The following is a 17,054-nucleotide window of genomic DNA, read 5'->3' on the forward strand; positions in this document are numbered from 1 at the left end:
GAACCCAGTATGCCAGTCGATCCCAACAGCGATCCCTATTACCGCCTGCGGCATTCACTGGCCCACGTGATGGCCCAGGCTGTGCTCGAAATCTTTCCCGATGCCAAAATTGCGATTGGGCCACCGATTGAGAACGGCTTTTACTACGACTTTGATTTGCCGCGTCCGCTCACGCCCGAAGACTTGAGCGAGATCGAGTGGCGGATGAAGCGGATTATTGCCGGCAATCACCCCTTCATCTATCGTGAGGTGACTGCTGAAGAGGCTCGGCAAATCTTTGTCAATCAACCGTACAAGCTGGAATTGATCGAAGGTCTGGCCAAAGGGCTTGATGAATATGGTGAGACGCACCATGGCGATACGGTCATCTCCACCTACCGCCAGGATACATTCGAGGACCTCTGCCGCGGTCCGCATCTCAACCATACCGGCGAGATCAATCCCGAAGCCTTCAAACTGATGAGTATCGCCGGCGCCTACTGGCGGGGTGATGAGAAGAATCGGCAGTTGCAGCGTATTTACGGCACCGGTTGGAACACGAAAGAGGAGCTGGAAGCCTATCTGCACCGGCTGGAAGAGGCGCGTAAACGCGATCACCGCCGTCTGGGCAAAGAGCTGGGCCTCTTCTTCTTTTCAGATGATATTGGTCCCGGTTTGCCGATCTTCACCCCTAAAGGGGAAATCATTCGCCATGAGATGGAGAAGTTTGTCCGCGAAGTCCAGACGCGCTACGGGTATCAACATGTCTGGACAGGCAATGTGGTGAAGGAACAGCTTTACCGCAAGTCGGGACACTACGACAACTACCGTGACAGCATGTTCCCGCCGATGGTTGAGAGTGAAGACCTCATCTTCCGGCTGAAGCCGATGAATTGCCCCAGCCATATGACGCTCTACAACCAGCTTGGGGTGATCAGTTACCGCGACCTCCCGCTAAGGTTTGCCGAATTTGCGACTCTCTACCGGTATGAAGATAGTGGGGCATTGAGTGGCTTAACGCGCGTGCGTGCCTTAACCCAAGACGACTGTCACATCTTCTGTCGGCCCGATCAGATACAAGAAGAGTTCAGTCTGGCGCTCCAGGTCATTCGCGAAGTGCTGGGCACCTATCAGTTTACCGATTATAAAGTGCGGCTATCGTTGCGTGGCAGTGAAGGCAAATACGTCCAGGACGATGAGAAATGGGAGCTGGCAACTGCTGCATTGCGTAGCGCATTGGCAGCCAACGGTGTCGAGTACTTTGAAGTCGAAGGTGAAGCAGCATTCTATGGCCCGAAAGCCGACTTCCTCGCCCGCGATGTGCTGGGGCGTGAATGGCAACTGAGCACCATTCAGGTCGATTTTATCCAGCCAGCCCGTTTGGGGTGTGAATATATCGGTGAAGACGACAAACCTCACACACCAGTGGTCTTGCACCGTGCCGTTACTGGCACGACCGAGCGGTTTATGGGTATCTTGATCGAGCACTACGGCGGTGCGTTTCCGCTCTGGCTGGCGCCGGTGCAGGCGGTCGTCATCCCGATTACCGACAAACAGATGGAGTTTGCCCGCCAGGTGCGCCAGCGTCTGTTCATGGCGGGGTTGCGGGTTGAACTCGACGACAACCGCGATCGTATGCAGGGCAAGATTCGCCGTGCTCAGTTGCAGAAGATTCCGTATATGCTTATAATCGGCGCTAGGGAGGAAGCTGCTGACTCTGTCGCAGTACGAACCCGCGCAGGTGAAGACCTTGGTGCAATGCCGGTCGATGCATTTCTGGCCCGTGCTCTGGAAGAGATTCGCACCCGCAGTTGAGGAGTGTTCCAATGACGGTTGAGAATGATGCTATCGCCGAAGTGGCTCGCCGCTTTGCCGAGTCGATCCACGCTGAACGTACGGCAACCCTTGAAGCATTGGCGGCTGAACGTGAAGCTGCTCAACGTCTGTTAGCCGCATTGCGTCGTGAACACGAACGGCAAAGCGCATCGGCGACTGGTGCTTTCGTCACCGGCTTGTTGTTCGGTGCAGCGTTGGGCTTCGCTGCGGTTGCCCTGTTCAATCCGCGTTCGGGGAACGAGACCCGCCAACGCCTTGCAGTACGCGCCAGCAGCGTGCGCCAGTCGTTTGCCGAAAGGTTACGTGCAGCGATTGCCGCCGGCCAGCGCGCTGCCGCCGAGCGTGAACAGGAGTTGTGGCGCGAGTATCGCAAGCGCTTGAGCGAACCACCACCTGATTCGGCAGCATAACCAGTCCGTCAGCTCATTCAGCGCTGCAAAGCTGTGGTGATCGTCCCAATGGAGCACGGGCTTGAGCCTGTGCTCACTGGGGCACAGGTGTTAATCAACAGATCGCCTGACCTTCTGGTGGAGACGTACCCTCCATTCACTGTGGGAACCGCATAGGACGACACGCTGGCGAGAACAACTGTCAGGTTGGTGTAGACCACATGCGTTTGGGATGGAGCATAGTGGTGTCGAAGCCTGGCTGCCCACCATACAATGCAAATACGTGGATGGCGGGTAAACAAATCACGCAGTAGCATACCTACTGCACAGAGAAAACCTGAGCGGTCTGGGTAGCTGCAACGCTCGTAACCTCGTGCAGGTTGTATCATCGTGAGGGAAGCATGGATGCCGAGATTATCGCTATCGGTTCGGAGTTACTGTTAGGTGTCACCATCGACACTAATAGCGCCTATCTTGCCCGCCAGTTGGCTGCCGCTGGTGTTAATGTCTACCGCAAAACGGTGGTTGGCGATAATGAACAGCGGATTACCATGGCGGTGCGTGAGGCGCTTGAGCGGGCCGATCTGGTGATCTGTACCGGTGGTCTTGGCCCAACCCTCGACGATGTGACCCGTGAAGCGGTTGCAGCAGCGCTTGATCGTCCCCTGGAATTTCATCCCGAACTGCTCGACCAGATTGCGGCCCGCTTTGCGGCCATGAACCGACCGATGAGCGAGAGCAATCGGCGGCAGGCGTATGTACCGGCAGGCGCCCGGATCATTCCCAATCCCCGTGGTACTGCGCCCGCTTTTCTGGTCGAAGACGAGCGGGGGACAGTGATCGTGCTGCCCGGTGTGCCGGGCGAGATGCGGTACCTGTTTGAGACGGGTGTAGTGCCGTACCTGCGCGATGAACGTGGGATCACAACCGTGATCCTCGTCCGTACTTTGCACGCGGTGGGGCTTGGTGAAAGTGTGATCGGTGAACGGATCGCCGATCTGATGCAGCAGGCTAACCCAACCGTTGGCATTTCGGCCAAGCGTGCGCGCTACGAGCTACGGATTGGGGCCCGTGCGGAAAGCCAGGCGGAAGCGGAAGCGATGATTGCCCAAACCGAAGCCATCATCCGCGAGCGGTTGGGGCCATATCTGTTGGGTGAGGAAGATTTGCCGGCGACTGTGGCCCGGCTGCTGCGTGAACGGCAACAGACCATTGCTCTGTACGAAGGGATTGCCCAGGCGCCCGTGTTTAAGGCGCTCTTGTCGTTGCCCAATGTCGAACAGGTACTACGTGGTGCCGAGATACATCCACTTGATAGCCCGGCTGATGGGCAGGCATCCTCCGATCTGGCCTATGCCGGCGCGGCGAATGTTGCCGAGCGCTGGCAGAGCACGATTGGGCTGGGGGTGCAGTCGGCGAGTGGGCCAAACGATCAGGGATTTACCGCCGTGTCGCTCGCGCTGGTAACCCCCGATGGTGAACGACGCCTGACCCGCCCCTTTGATCTGCGTTCGGCTGATGGATTTGAGTTTATCGGCACAGCAGCTCTCGACCTGCTGCGCCGCTATCTGAACGGAGAGTCGGAGTAGTGTACACCTCTTCATCGCCTGCTACGTTACGTGCTGCAATTGCCCTCGTCTGTCGCGATCCAACCTGGTGGCGCAAATGCCTGCTGCATGGTGCGCTGGCGATGACCATCATCGGCCTGCCGCTGGCCGTTGGTTTCATCATGGAAAGCTACGACAATAGCCGGCGCGGCTTTCCCTTTCCGCTACCACCCTGGCGTGACTGGACGTTGCGTGCGTTGACCGGCATTTTGGCCCTCTTGATCGATCTGGCCTTCTTCGTCTTGCCACTGATGGTGGGAGGACTATTGCTTACCTGTAGTGGTCTGGCCCTCGTGTTAGCCGCCCAAACCGAACTGCTCGAACCGGTAATGCAGGGCATTCTGGTGCTGACGGGGTTGGTCTGGCTGATCCTGTTCCTGATCGGGGTGGCGCCTATTGGTCGTCTGATTTTTGCTGAAGAGGGACGAATCGAACAGGCGTTGAGTCGGGAACCGCTCCGCCGCGCCTTTACTCCGCCATACCGCCCCTACTTTTGGCGAGCGCGACTGGCCAGCCTGGCCGCGTATCTGCCTGCCGCGATTATGGTCGCACTTACGGCTGGTCTTATCGTTGTCAACGCTCCCTGGTTCATTATTCTCCTGTCGGCCTGGCTGGGATGCAGTGCAGGTGTCTTTGCCCAACTGGTGGGTGCGCAGCTCTACGTAGCTGCCGAACAACAGGCGCAGCGGGCAATCCACGCCTGAGTGAGGTGTGGTTGTCTCCCAAACAGCACCTTTCCGCTTTCACACCGTATTGAATGGGCGCCGCGCAGCGTGTCATTGTGCGCAGCGGTAGCAGGGAAGCTGTGACAACCTCCCCTGATGTGCGGCCCGGTAGCCACCTGTTACACTCCCGCTATCGCAGCTATGCATTACCCATAACCTGGATACTGCATAGCGCACAAGCGGGAGAGGATGTGATCGCAGGCGAGTCGGCGGGTTAAAACCCTGCCTCAATGCGTGGAAGGCCATCAGGGCTGGCCTGACGGCGGGGAGCAGGTGCCAGGCGTACGCATGGAAAACCCCAGCGAGGCTTCGACGTTGTGAGGGAGGACGTTAGCCCGCACGACCGCAGGGCTGGCCCGGTGGTGGGGACAGGACGCTGCGGCACGCATGACCACCTGGTGTGCGTGCCTCACGCTGTGCTATGAGGGGGCATACCGGCTGCTGCGTGACATGTGGGTAATGCACAGCCCAGCGGGGGCGGGATAGGGTGGGGCGGGTCGCATCATACTACCATTGGACGCAGCACCACCTTGACACGCTCGCCATTCATCACGCTGGTACGTGCCTGGGCGGATGGTGCGTGAATCAGTTCGTGCGCCGCTGGTGAATCACCAGTAACTTGCTGAGAGCACGCTGCCAGCGTGCTGGCACGAGCCTGGCAACCTAAACGAGTCCGCAGTGTCAGTCAAGATGTGACATACCCTGCCATCATTCGTACAGATCGAACAGGAGTCAACTCTGCCGGGTTGCAGATATAACAACGGTTACGTGGTATCCTGTAAGATATTCGTGAAGGGCTACATCCAGGAAATCTTATGAACGTAACTCGTGCTTTCAGCTTTGTCTTCAATGATCCAGACTGGTGGAAAATAACGCTGGTGATCGGTCTGTTACAGTTCATTCCCGTGATTGGGCAGATCGTCGGGTTAGGCTGCATCGTCGCAATCGCGCGGGCAGTCGCTAACAGGCAAGAGCGTCCCTTGCCGCAATTGAATCAGCTTGGCGCTCTGTTCTCTGCAGGAGTGTACAGCGCTACCATTTACATTGTCTACTACTTACCCATCTTCCTGATCTCGTGCCTGTTTAGCTGCCTGCTTGGCGCCACCATTACCTTTGCCGGCAATAGTGAATCAACGTTCATCATCTTGATCAGTTTAATGCTCTGTTCCAGTGTTTTTATTGTGCCGCTGTCTCTGATCATTCAAATACTGTTGATCGTCGGTATAGGTCGCTACGTGCAGACCGGCTCGGTCAGCGCCGCTTTCCAGCCCGGCGGTGTGTGGGCACTGCTGCAACGCAATCCGGCAGAATGGCTGGTACTGTGGCTGCTCTCGCTATTGTGTAGTACTGTCGCCAGTTTTGGCACATTTGCGTTGTTAGTTGGTTTGGTAGTTAGCATTCCATACGCAACCTTTGTATTCGGCCATCTCTTGGGACAAACGGTTCAGCAAGTAACGTCCTCTCCTGCTTCGCCGACACTGTCATCGTAAGAGGAGAACTCAATGAAGCTCCGTGATCTTATTCAGCCGCGAGAGCTACTCTACCCATCGAACCTGTTGACGATCAGCCGCATCCTGCTATTGCCGGCGACCATTTACTACATGCAGCGCAGTGATCGGCGTCAGCGGGCGTTGGTCTTACTGGCGATTACAATGCTCACCGACGCTCTCGACGGGCCACTGGCCCGCCGACGGAGAGAGGTATCGAAGCTCGGCCAGATTCTCGATCCCATTGCCGATAAGGTGCTGATTGACTCAGCAGCGGTGATGCTCTCGCGCACACGGGGATTTCCGTGGTGGGCAACCGGCTTACTCATCTTCCGGGATGTTGGGATTTTACTGGCCGGACTAATTGTTCTGCGCCGTAAAGCGCATATCACGACGGCGGCCAGTAGCGGAAAATTGACCACCCTGGCAATGACGATTGTGGCTTTGCTGTACCTGGCCGGTGGCCCCCGCTGGGGCAAGCCGGCTCTCTACATCGCCTTGATCCCCTTTAGCCTCTCGTTTGTACAGTACGGATGGCGCTTTTTGCGCATTATGCGATCTGGCGATACGTAGAGGGTAGCGCACGTCCATTTGGTTTCGCCTGCTGTGATGACATATTTAAGCGAATGCAGGACTGGTTGCGAGCCAGGTAGCGCACGTCCATTTGGTTTCGCCTGCTGTGATGAGGTCGCAATGTGGCCTCACTCCTGGATACGAAGCATCGCCTTGCATCCTGCTGTTTTCCGGCGGAGAGGATGCTTCCACTGTGTGCTGCTCTTCGCACCACCAGCACTACCGTTCATATCACATCTTGAATAATACGGGGCATCGTTGCCTGTCACCGGATATGCGGTGAAATGTGACGATCCATTTCCGCCGCAACGATCCGTGGTGATCTCCTTCGTAGTACGGACAAGCCGGTTCCGTAGAGGCGGGTTCTGCACCCGCCTACAGGCAGGTGCATGCGCCTATTCATTGCTATACGAGGGATGCGAAGGGCGAGGAAGAGCGGAAGAGTGCGTCTTGAGGTGCGTGCCATACATTGGGTCTTTCAGATTTGCTGTCACGCCTGCACCGGCGATTCCATCCGATGTATGCCGTGGTAGCTGTACCGTGCTGGGACAGCGTATGGCATCGGGAAGGGCGACAAATGAGTCGCCCGTACCGGTTGGGTAAGGTGTAGATTGCCTGCAAACAGTCTGGCGTGCTATCACGACAGTCCTACTGCACGTTCCTGCAAAGACCGGTAACGGCGTCCCAGGAACGCGCGGGCGAGACGGGCTGCATGTGCTACTGCCCGCTCGGTAGCCGGGCTGAGTGATAGATGGAGGGTTGTATCGTAGGCCGGGATAGTGATCAGCACCGCTCGTGGTACACGACCATACAGCACGCGAGCCAGAGCCAGCAATGCAGGTGGATCACTCTGATGACTACCATTCAGCGTGAGTGCCGGTTCGATGACGCGAACATCAACATTAGTGCGATCAACCGCAGCATCGAGAAACACGACGCGCCGGGCCTGCGCAATGACCGCTGCCAGTTCTGGGGTAAGCTGTGCTCTGGCAATTACCTGCACTCCAACCATACGCCACTGTCGCAAACGTGCAGCCGCAGCCTGTCCGGCATAATCGTCACCACGCAGCGGGCTGCCGTAGCCGATGACCAGTCCTGCTGATCCGACCACCGGACATCGACGCTGGCAGATGCTTCTCATAGCCAAACCTTTCTGCACTGTTGTCTGGTATCGATGGTACAATTATACCGCAAAAGAGTACAAGCCTATCGCCTGTCTACCGATCAGTGGTTTCCATCTGGCAGGTAATTTGTTGCGTAACTACCAGGAAATACCGCCACAGCACCGTGCAGGCTTTGAGTCAGCAAACCACGAGGAACTACCCCATCGGGCCACCGGGTGCGTGCGGTCGGTGCTGTGATGTTCCTGACGCTATTTTCCGATGCTGCTGCCTTAGCGGGAGAGGCGATTGATCAATTCGCCCTGGGCATTGTACAACTCCACCTCCATCGCCATCTGACCGACCGCATGGGTTGAACAGCTCAGACACGGATCGTAGGCGCGCACACCTGCTTCGATCCGATTGAGGATTCCTTCATCAAATTGACCATGCCGAATATAGCTCTGGGCAATCTGACCAACGGTGCGATTGATGGCCAGGTTATTCTGACCGGTCGCAATGATCAGATTGACATCGGTAATCAGACCTTTCTCATCGACGCGATAATGGTGGAAGAGCGTTCCTCGTGGCGCTTCGCTGACACCAACCGATTCGTGGCGATTAACGCCGGCATCGGCACGGAGTTCGGTAGCGAGCAGATCGTCGTCTTCAACTAGCACTTCCATCCGCTCCAGCGCGGCGATAATCTCGATCAGACGGGCGTGGTGGTAGTAGAAGCTACCCTGAATGACCGGTCCAACGGCCTGACGCAGCTCGCGCAACTCAGCATCAGCCCGTTCAGCACCCATAGTTGTACAGATGTTGATCCTCGCCAGTGGCCCTACCCGATACATACCCTGCGGATAGCCCAACGCTCGAATGTACGGAAACTTCAGGTAGCTCCACGGTTCAACTGCTTCGCCGATCACATCACGGTAGTCGATGGGATCGAGTTCATCGATCAAGATGTTACCGCTGTGATCGATAACGTGCAGCTTGCCACCGTAGTGCATCCATCGTCCACCCGGCCCTACCATACCCATGTAGAGGCTGGGAAACACACCAAACGTTTCAATTTCACGCCGATACTTCGCACTGAGTTGTTTCAACCGCCCAAGAGCATCACAAGCGATGGTTAACATTTCCGGTAGTCTGGCCCGAATATGATCACGACTGCTTACACTTAACCCACTCCGCACGCCGCCTGGTACAGCCCAGGCCGGATGGATTTTACGCCCACCCAACAGCTCAATCACCTCTTGCCCAAACTGGCGTAGACGAATCCCATTCCGTGCCACTTCCGGGTCGGCAGCGATCAGCCCAAAGATGTTACGCTGCGCCGGCTCACTGTCAAAACCGAGCATCAGATCAGGTCCACTCAGGTGAAAGAAACTGAGTGCGTGCGACTGAATGATCTGGGCAAGGTTCATCAACCGACGCAATTTTTCCGCCGCTGGTGGGATCAACACGGCAAGGATACCGTCACCGGCACGGGCCGAGGCAAGCAAGTGGCTCACCGGGCAGATACCGCAAATACGCGCAGTAATGCCCGGCATTTCCCAGAAGGGTCGTCCGATGCAAAAGCGCTCGAAGCCACGAAATTCGGTGACGTGAAATCTGGTTTCGGCAACGTCGCCATGGTCATCGAGATGAATGCTGATTTTGGCATGCCCCTCGATGCGTGTCACCGGATCGATGATGATACGTTGACCCATCGTGTCCTCCTTGCTCAGAATATCGTCGCCCTTCATCCGTAGCGAATATCGGCTGGTGGTTCACGACCCTCAATCAGGGCTTCAAGCAACGCCCGAATCCGCGGCGCTGAAGGAGGGCATCCCGACAGGTAATAATCGACCGGAATGATCTGATGAACCGGTACGACTTTGTCGAGTAATACCGGCACAATTCCCGGTTCGTGTGGGATCACACCGTGCGGATCGCCATGTTCGATGTAGACCTGTTGCAGCACAGTACGTGCCGGGCCAAGCGGGTTGCGTAGTGCCGTAACGTTCCCGGTTACTGCACAGTCGCCAAATGCGATAATCAATCTGCTATGCCGACGTGCTGTTTTTGCCAGTTCACGATGTTCGTCACTGGCAATTGCCCCCTCGATCAACGTAAGATCAACATCTGGCGGAAATTGTTTGGCATCGGCAATCGGGCTGTAGACCAGATCGGCACGTGCGGCCAGATCGATCAACCATTCGTCGAGATCGAGCAGTGACATATGGCAGCCCGAACAGCCACCCAACCAGATGGTAGCAATCCGCAATCGGTTCATAGACATCTCCCTCTCACCTGCGAGTTCGTTCTATCGCAGCACCTACCAGCGTTGCTTCCGCGCTTCGACAATCAGAGCGATGCGTTCACTGTCGTGTGGACGTTCGCCAACGGTCACACCACGCGGGAAAATGGCACCGGTTGGGCAGGCCAACTGGCATTTCCCACAACTGGTACAGGTGGTGGAAGTTCCCCAGGGCTGGTTCATATCGGTGATGACTCTTGCAGCAACCCCGCGTCCGGCCACATCCCAGGTGTGAACACCTTCAATTTCGTCACAGGTGCGCACGCAGCGTGTACAGAGCACGCAACGATTGTGGTCGATGCCGAACCGTGGGTGCGAGATGTCAACGGGACAGGCAGGAGAGAGATATTCGTAGCGAACGTGATCCATCCCCATCATCGCCGCTAACCGTTGCAGTTCGCAGTTGCCACTGGCTACGCATACAGCGCACACGTGATTGCGTTCGGCGAACAACAGCTCGATAATTTGACGCCGATAATTCTGGAGTCTTGGTGTCGCGGTGTGGACGACCATCCCTTCGCTAACCATCGTCATACAGGCCGGTTGCAGACGACGTTGACCTTCGATCTCAACCAGACAGAGCCGACAGGCGCCGACATCCGATAGTCCGTCGAGATGGCAAAGGGTTGGAATGGGAATACCGGCGTCGCGGATAGCTTCCAATAGCGTTGCACCGGGGCGGGCCGAGACGAGATGACCATCAATTGTGAGCGTTTTAGCCGCCATGATCAACCTCCGCGCCGATGAGTTGTTCATATTCGTGTCGGAAGTAGTGCAGAGTGCTGAGTACCGGGTTCGGCGCTGATTGGCCCAGGCCACAGAGGCTTGTTTCACGCATCAGTTCGCATAATGCTTCAATCGTTTGCAAATCACTCTTGCCGGCCTGTCCATTGCGCAATTTGGTGAGGAGATTGAAGAGCTGGACAGTACCTACCCGACATGGGATGCACTTACCGCACGACTCATCTTTGCAAAACTCCATATAGAAACGAGCAACATCGACCATGTTCGTGTGCTCGTCCATCACGACCATCCCACCCGACCCCATAATCGAGCCGACTGCTGCCAGCGATTCATAATCAACCGGCGTATCAAACAGGCTGGCCGGAATGCAGCCACCTGACGGGCCACCGGTTTGTACTGCCTTGACCGGGGTTCCATCAGGGGTGCCATCGCCAATGTCTTCAACAATCTCGCGGAGCGTGATTCCCATCGGTACCTCGATTAAACCGGTGTTGCGAATCTTACCGGTTAATGCAAAGACCTTCGTCCCTTTGCTTTGTTCAGTGCCAATCTGGCGGAACCATTCCGGACCGTGCTCGATAATGGCCGAAATGTTGGCAAAGGTCTCAACGTTGTTGATCAGAGTTGGCATGCCCCACAGACCACTCTCTGCCGGATACGGCGGACGTGGCCGGGGTTGGCCGCGCCGACCTTCAATCGAGGCAATCAGGGCGGTCTCTTCACCACAGACGAATGCTCCGGCACCAACCCGAATGTCAACCCGGAAGTTGAAACCACTCTCAAAGATCTGGGCACCGAGTAATCCCATTCGGCGCGCCTGTACTATTGCTTTTTGCAGGCGTTCGATTGCCAGCGGATACTCACCGCGCACATAAATAAAGCCTTGCTCGGCACCGACTGCATAGGCCGCAATTGCCATCCCTTCCAGCACCAGATGCGGATCGCTCTCAAGCACACTGCGATCCATAAAGGCACCGGGATCACCTTCATCGGCATTACAAATCACAAACTTCCGCTCACCGAGGCTTTTGGCAACCGTTGCCCACTTAAGCCCGGTTGGATAGCCGGCCCCACCACGTCCACGCAGACCACTGCGCGTAATCATCTGAATCACCTCAGCCGGTGTCAGATCGTGAATGACGTGATAGAGCATACGGTAGCCACCCGCGGCGATATAGTCTTCGATGCGTTCGGGATTAATGCGACCACTGTGACGCAACACTATCGGATACTGGCGAGTGAAGAAGGGATGGTTCAGGTTACATTGCGGCACGTTGCACGAACCCTGATCGAGCGCAGCGACCAGTTCTTCGGCATCCGCCGGCGTAACGTGCTCAAACACCTCTCCGGTCGGCTCCAGACGAACTAACGGGCCATGACCACACAATCCCATGCACCCAACCGGAACCACGTCGACATCAGCCTGTTTGCCGGCAGCGGAGAGCACCAGTTCTAAGCGACGCTTAATCTCCAGGCTACCGGAAGCCTGGCAACCGGCAGCAGCACAGCAGAGGATGCGGAAACGCGCACGTTGTGCCTGTTCTCGTTCAGCAATCGCTTCAAGTTCGTGAAGATCCATACATTACTCCTCGCGTTTCAGCAACGCCTGAATGCGCGCTTTCAGGTCGGAGTGATCAGCATGACCAACTACTTCCCCATCAAGTACGACGGCAGGTGCAATGCCACAAGCACCAAGACAGCGAGCAGTCAATAGCGAAAACCGACCATCTTCGCTTGTCCGCCCGGCATGGACGCCACTCAATGCTTCTAGTTCGTGCAGCAAGATTGCTGCACCGCGCACGTAGCACGCAGTGCCCAGACAGACCGTACAACTGTGTTCGCCCTGGGGGGCCAGTGAGAAGAAGTGGTAAAAGGTAGCAACCCCATACACCCGGCTGGGAGGCAATTTGAGGCGATGGGCAACCTCACCGAGCAGCTCTGGCGAGAGAAAGCCGTACAGTTCTTGCGCTTTGTGCAACACTTCGATCAGCGCATCGCCCTGATACTGAAACCGTTTCATCGTCGCTTCCAGTATCTTTTGGCGATTATCACCAACAGGACGAGGATTCCGGTCAGCAGTGGTATCGGTCGCAGGTGTCGTCATCGCACTTCTCCCAAACTGATGCACGGGCACTACCTTGATCCTATCCAGACTGCAACTGTTTTAGCGGAAAGAATTCACTACCAACTGTTAAATAACGGGTTCCGTAGGGGCGGGGGGCGGGTTCTGAACCCGCCCCTACAGATGGTGCATGTGCTCGTTTACATTGGAGATGAAGGGGTCGCGAAAGGGGTGATGTCCTGGATCGCACGCCATGCATTGAACTGTATCAGATTTGATGCTACAACCCTGCCTCAATGCAATGAACTTCTGGTAAGGCTGTCGGGGAGTGTAGCGTATCACCTGTTTCGTAACCAAATCTCTGGTAGAACCCGGATGTTGTCAGTACGAGCGTTAGCCCTATGAACACCCGCAATGAGGTTGACAAACAGCGACACTTGTTGTATATTCTCAGCGGGCCTCTAGCTCAATTGGCAGAGCAGTTGACTCTTAATCAATCGGTTGTGGGTTCGAGTCCCACGGGGCCCACCACTACAGCACCGGCACGAGCCGGTGTTTTTTGATTCCCTGCAAAGCTACACCACTCGCTTCGGCTGCAATATTCCAGGAAGAACCCTCTGGTTGTCCACGGATGAAGTGGGGGTAATATTGCATTTTGATCCCGCGGGAAGCAGGCACAGGGGTCTGTGTCAGGTGGGGAGTGATCCGGAGGCTTGCGCTCCCGGCAGATGATCTCTTCTCTGTTCACCGGCACTCATGCCGTGCCCGTCACCCCACACTTCTGGTAGGTGAAGTGCAAGGGCCAGAGGGTGAGGTGCGGAAGCATACCCCCTGGCCCGTCCCTGCTGGGCTATGCATTACCCACAACTATACGCATGGTGTCAACCATATGCTATCGTGAGCAACATGCCAGGGAGCAGTCGTACCGTGAGCGGTGCGCATCAGGGACAGAACGCGGCATGATTGCAGTGGGAGACGTCGTGCCGAACCGTGAGGCAGGGTGCTTGAGTTGATGTTATCACGCTGTGATACCGTGCGCCTGTTGCCTACGCGACCCTGATGATGGAAATGGCTGTAGGGGCGGGTTCTAAACCCGCCCCTACGGACGGTGCCTGCGCCGTTCACCTTACCATCCAAGGGATGCGGTGAATGAGGGACATCACCTGATCTCGCCAGGAGTGATCACAGAAACAGCAAACGTCATTTCCGCTGCACACGCCGGGGTGGATACGGGTTTCCGGTGGTGTTACCCGTGTCGCAATGTGTGGCGTGCGGCAGCCACGCTGCCGCAGCAGGCGTACACGCGATCCGGCGCGTGGTCCATTGTTCCTCATCCTGGTCTCGGGGATACTGGATGTGCTCGTTCGAGCATCGAGGCGGTCAGGCATGCATGCGATCCCTGCGTGTAGACGGTTATGTTGCAATAGGTTCATGCCTGCGCACCAGCGGTCATGGCCAGCACCTGCCGGCGGTGGCGATGATACCTTCACGCGGATTGGAAGCCCGCGCCACGAGGAGCGCTTGCAGTCCGCCCTCACACAGCGTGACATGTGGGTAATGCATAGCCCGCTGGAGGCGGGGGCAAAGTGAACGGGAGCTATATGGAGCACGTCCATCCCTTCTCTCTATTCCCCATTCCCCCATATGGAAGCGGAGCGAGGGTTAGGGGGTAAGGTGCGGGAACCGAGGCGGTTGCATCGTTTGTCATACAAACATGAATCCCGCGAGCAGGCAAGATGTCATCACCGGTCGACGAGCGTCGCAATCGTAACACCATCACCACCATCGCGGCCACCACTGCTGAACGAGGCTACCAGGGGGTGACCGGCCAGAAGTTCTCGTACCACCTGGCGCAGCGCACCGGTGCCTTTGCCGTGGATCAGACGTACCTGGTGCAGGCCGGCGAGATACGCATCGTTCAGATAGCGATCCAGACGATCACTCACCTCAGCCGCTCGCCAGCCCCGCATGTCGAAGGTCATCGAGACATCGGGTGTTGGGGGAAGATGAACGGTTCGTGCCGGAGGGGTAAAGCGCTGGCCGTCATCACTTTTGCCCTTTGCCCGCTTCAGGTCGTTGAAGCTGACTGTCATGCGGAAGCCGCCAACCTGTACCGTGGCGGTTTGATCCTCTTCATCAATGGCGACAATTTCGCCGTTCAGGCCGATGGAAGTAACCTGTACCTGATCGCCAACCTGTAACGGCTTTTCGGCTGGGGGTGGTGGTGCAGGTTGGGGCTGCATGTTTAGACGGGCAACGGCCTGTTGTGACCGCTCGGCAGTCGTCGCCAGGCGTTTGTCGGCTTCTTCTAGCCACTGGCGTGATATATTGACGGTGCGAAACTCTTCACGTAACCGGCGTAGTTGTTGACGGACTTCCCGCAGTTCTGCTTCGATCTCGGCACGGGCGGCTTCAAGCGCTGCGGCCCGTTCGGCAGCAAAGGCCTGTTGTTCAGCCACCAGCCGGTCACGGTAGCGTTCGGCGTCAAGCCGCAATTCCTCGGCACGCTGTAATGCGGCGGCAGCGGCATCACGTTCACGCTGAATGCCGGCCAGCAAGTCTTCAACCTGCGCCTCTTTGCGGTCGATAAAAGAGCGCGCTTGCTCGATCAGTGTCGGGTCTAAGCCTAGACGGGCGGCAATCGCCAGGGCATTTGAACGACCGGGGATACCGATACTTAACCGGTAGGTTGGCGCCAGGGTCTCGATATCAAACTCAACCGAGGCATTCTGCACCCCTGGAGTCGTGTACGCAAATGCCTTCAGCTCGGCATAATGGGTGGTAGCAATACCCAGTACACCCAGCTCAAGCAGGCGGCCAATAATCGCTCGGGCCAGGGCTGCGCCTTCTACCGGATCGGTACCGGCACCTAATTCGTCGAACAGAACCAGCGCTGCCGGTCGGCGGTCATCGAACAGGGCGTATGCGTCGCTCTCCGGTGGTATTTGCTGTGCAGCCGCCAATGTTTGTAACACACGGATAATATTTGCCATATGCGATGAGAAGGTACTGAGGCTCTGTTCGATGCTCTGCTCATCACCGATGTCGGCAAAGATGTACTGAAACACCGGTAAGCGCGACGGTTGATCGGCTGGAATTTGCATGCCGGCCTGCGCCATCAGGGCCAGCAAGCCGGTGGTTTTGAGGGCTACCGTCTTGCCACCGGTATTGGGGCCGGTGATCAACAACAGCGAAAACTCGCCGCCAAGCCAGAGATCAATCGGGACTACGGTCTCAGTAGGGAGCAGCGGATGGCGTGCCCGTGTCAGTCGTAGCGGTGGTTCAGGCGACGGCGGATCGTCGGGTCGCCAATCGACAATCTCCGGTGCTGTGCTGCGGGTAGCAATGGCGTAGCGGGCCAGCGCAAATGCCAGGTCGAGGGTAGCCAGCGTATTAACGGTACTGGTGATTAGATTGGCTACTGCACTGACCTGGCCGGATAACGTGCTGAGAATGCGCTGTACTTCTTCCGCCTCGGCAGATTGCAGCTCGCGCCAGCGGTTGTTCAACTCGACAATTGCCATTGGCTCAATGTAGAGAGTGGCTCCCGATCCCGACTGATCATGTACCAGACCGCGAACTTCCCGGCGGTGGCTGGCCTTCACCGGAATGACATACCGGCCATTCCGCACAGTGATAATCGGCTCCTGAAGCGCACCGGCCAGTGCGCTGGAATGGATCATGCTCTGGAGGCGCTCTTGCAGACGGTTAAATGCCACTCGCACTTCGTGACGTAAGCGGGCAAGTGTAGGGCTGGCGCTATCCAACACCTGACCATCATTACCGATTGCCCGATCAATTGCCTCGCTTAACGATGGAATGACGGGTAGCGTATTGGCCAGGTCGATCAGCAACGGAAAACGTTCGTCGAGGCGGCTCAGTCGCTGACGGAGTAGCGCCGCACTCTGCAAGGTGGCCGCAATCTCGCGCAGGGTTGTGCCATCAAGAATACCGCCACGGGCAGCGTGCTGCACGGCGCGACGCACATCACGCGCCCCACCGATACTCACCTCCGGCCATTCTTCCAGCAGCAGCCGGGCTTCGGCAGTTAAAGCCTGCCGTCGCCGGACTTCAGCCAGATCGGTGGCCGGAGTCAGACTTAAGGCTAGTTCACGCGAGGCTGAAAAAGCAGTATATTGAGCCAGACGGTCACGAATGACGTCGAATTCAAGTGTAATCAGCGAAGATTCCGGGATCGACATACCAGCACTCATTAACGCAAGATTTCTTGCGTTCAGGTTATCACT

General features: G+C 56.9%; 13 protein-coding genes and 1 tRNA gene. 7 read left to right on the top strand and 7 right to left on the bottom strand.

Annotated elements, in window-relative coordinates:
* The first annotated feature begins 9 nt into the window (after positions 1-9).
* The 6 genes from thrS (at position 10) to VAE55_RS02785 (ending at position 6,596) form a co-directional block, all read left to right on the top strand.
* The gene (gene thrS, locus VAE55_RS02760) at positions 10-1,794 is read left to right on the top strand and encodes a threonine--tRNA ligase (protein ID WP_322814290.1); all 1,785 of its coding nucleotides are present in this window, start codon (positions 10-12) and stop codon (positions 1,792-1,794) included.
* Positions 1,795-1,805: 11 nt separating this feature from the next.
* Complete coding sequence (locus VAE55_RS02765; protein WP_322814291.1) at positions 1,806-2,225, top strand: YtxH domain-containing protein; 420 nt, start codon at positions 1,806-1,808, stop codon at positions 2,223-2,225.
* Positions 2,226-2,605: 380 nt separating this feature from the next.
* Positions 2,606-3,793 (top strand): CinA family nicotinamide mononucleotide deamidase-related protein, encoded by a 1,188-nt coding sequence (locus VAE55_RS02770; protein ID WP_322814292.1) that lies wholly within the window; start codon positions 2,606-2,608, stop codon positions 3,791-3,793.
* Complete coding sequence (locus VAE55_RS02775) at positions 3,793-4,515, top strand: DUF4013 domain-containing protein (protein WP_322814293.1); 723 nt, start codon at positions 3,793-3,795, stop codon at positions 4,513-4,515. The genes VAE55_RS02770 and VAE55_RS02775 overlap by 1 nt, the downstream gene beginning before the upstream one ends.
* Positions 4,516-5,351: 836 nt before the next feature.
* Positions 5,352-6,026 (top strand): DUF4013 domain-containing protein, encoded by a 675-nt coding sequence (locus tag VAE55_RS02780; protein ID WP_322814294.1) that lies wholly within the window; start codon positions 5,352-5,354, stop codon positions 6,024-6,026.
* Between the two features lie 12 nt (positions 6,027-6,038).
* A complete protein-coding gene (locus VAE55_RS02785) occupies positions 6,039-6,596 on the top strand; it encodes a CDP-alcohol phosphatidyltransferase family protein (RefSeq protein WP_322814295.1) in 558 nt (185 codons plus the stop codon).
* 637 nt (positions 6,597-7,233) lie between these two features.
* On the opposite strand, the gene VAE55_RS02790 is transcribed toward VAE55_RS02785, so the two are convergent.
* The 6 genes from VAE55_RS02790 to hoxE form a co-directional block, all read right to left on the bottom strand.
* Entirely contained in the window at positions 7,234-7,737 is a 504-nt protein-coding gene (locus tag VAE55_RS02790; RefSeq protein WP_322814296.1) for a hydrogenase maturation protease, read from the bottom strand.
* A gap of 252 nt (positions 7,738-7,989) precedes the next feature.
* On the bottom strand, positions 7,990-9,411 hold the full coding sequence (locus VAE55_RS02795; RefSeq protein WP_322814297.1) for a Ni/Fe hydrogenase subunit alpha: 1,422 nt from the start codon (positions 9,409-9,411) through the stop codon (positions 7,990-7,992).
* A gap of 32 nt (positions 9,412-9,443) precedes the next feature.
* Complete coding sequence (locus VAE55_RS02800; RefSeq protein WP_322814298.1) at positions 9,444-9,977, bottom strand: oxidoreductase; 534 nt, start codon at positions 9,975-9,977, stop codon at positions 9,444-9,446.
* 42 nt (positions 9,978-10,019) lie between these two features.
* On the bottom strand, positions 10,020-10,727 hold the full coding sequence (hoxU, locus tag VAE55_RS02805) for a bidirectional hydrogenase complex protein HoxU (protein WP_322814299.1): 708 nt from the start codon (positions 10,725-10,727) through the stop codon (positions 10,020-10,022).
* Positions 10,717-12,324: a NuoF family protein gene (locus VAE55_RS02810; protein WP_322814300.1), complete on the bottom strand. Its 1,608-nt coding sequence runs from the start codon at positions 12,322-12,324 to the stop codon at positions 10,717-10,719. Before VAE55_RS02810 ends, hoxU begins: the two co-directional genes overlap by 11 nt.
* Positions 12,325-12,327: 3 nt before the next feature.
* Positions 12,328-12,849, bottom strand: a complete 522-nt coding sequence (gene hoxE / locus VAE55_RS02815; RefSeq protein WP_322814301.1) for a bidirectional hydrogenase complex protein HoxE — start codon at positions 12,847-12,849, stop codon at positions 12,328-12,330.
* A gap of 413 nt (positions 12,850-13,262) precedes the next feature.
* Between hoxE and VAE55_RS02820 the strand changes: the two genes are divergently transcribed.
* A tRNA-Lys gene (locus VAE55_RS02820) sits at positions 13,263-13,338 on the top strand.
* 1,211 nt (positions 13,339-14,549) lie between these two features.
* Here VAE55_RS02820 and VAE55_RS02825 read toward each other — a convergent pair.
* Complete coding sequence (locus tag VAE55_RS02825) at positions 14,550-17,009, bottom strand: endonuclease MutS2 (protein ID WP_322814302.1); 2,460 nt, start codon at positions 17,007-17,009, stop codon at positions 14,550-14,552.
* Between the last annotated feature and the right edge of the window lie 45 nt (positions 17,010-17,054).

The sequence above is a fragment of the Chloroflexus sp. genome (genome assembly GCF_034432675.1).
In the GTDB taxonomy this organism is placed as follows: domain Bacteria; phylum Chloroflexota; class Chloroflexia; order Chloroflexales; family Chloroflexaceae; genus Chloroflexus.

Bases quoted from the DNA above. Each gene is read 5' to 3' on its own strand.
- thrS (WP_322814290.1), top strand. From the start codon at position 10: ATGCCAGTCGATCCCAACAGCGATCCCTATTACCGCCTGCGGCATTCA.
- VAE55_RS02765 (WP_322814291.1), top strand. From the start codon at position 1,806: ATGACGGTTGAGAATGATGCTATCGCCGAAGTGGCTCGCCGCTTTGCC.
- VAE55_RS02770 (WP_322814292.1), top strand. From the start codon at position 2,606: ATGGATGCCGAGATTATCGCTATCGGTTCGGAGTTACTGTTAGGTGTC.
- VAE55_RS02780 (WP_322814294.1), top strand. From the start codon at position 5,352: ATGAACGTAACTCGTGCTTTCAGCTTTGTCTTCAATGATCCAGACTGG.
- VAE55_RS02785 (WP_322814295.1), top strand. From the start codon at position 6,039: ATGAAGCTCCGTGATCTTATTCAGCCGCGAGAGCTACTCTACCCATCG.
- VAE55_RS02790 (WP_322814296.1), bottom strand. From the start codon at position 7,737: ATGAGAAGCATCTGCCAGCGTCGATGTCCGGTGGTCGGATCAGCAGGA.
- VAE55_RS02795 (WP_322814297.1), bottom strand. From the start codon at position 9,411: ATGGGTCAACGTATCATCATCGATCCGGTGACACGCATCGAGGGGCAT.
- VAE55_RS02800 (WP_322814298.1), bottom strand. From the start codon at position 9,977: ATGAACCGATTGCGGATTGCTACCATCTGGTTGGGTGGCTGTTCGGGC.
- hoxU (WP_322814299.1), bottom strand. From the start codon at position 10,727: ATGGCGGCTAAAACGCTCACAATTGATGGTCATCTCGTCTCGGCCCGC.
- VAE55_RS02810 (WP_322814300.1), bottom strand. From the start codon at position 12,324: ATGGATCTTCACGAACTTGAAGCGATTGCTGAACGAGAACAGGCACAA.
- hoxE (WP_322814301.1), bottom strand. From the start codon at position 12,849: ATGACGACACCTGCGACCGATACCACTGCTGACCGGAATCCTCGTCCT.
- VAE55_RS02825 (WP_322814302.1), bottom strand. From the start codon at position 17,009: ATGTCGATCCCGGAATCTTCGCTGATTACACTTGAATTCGACGTCATT.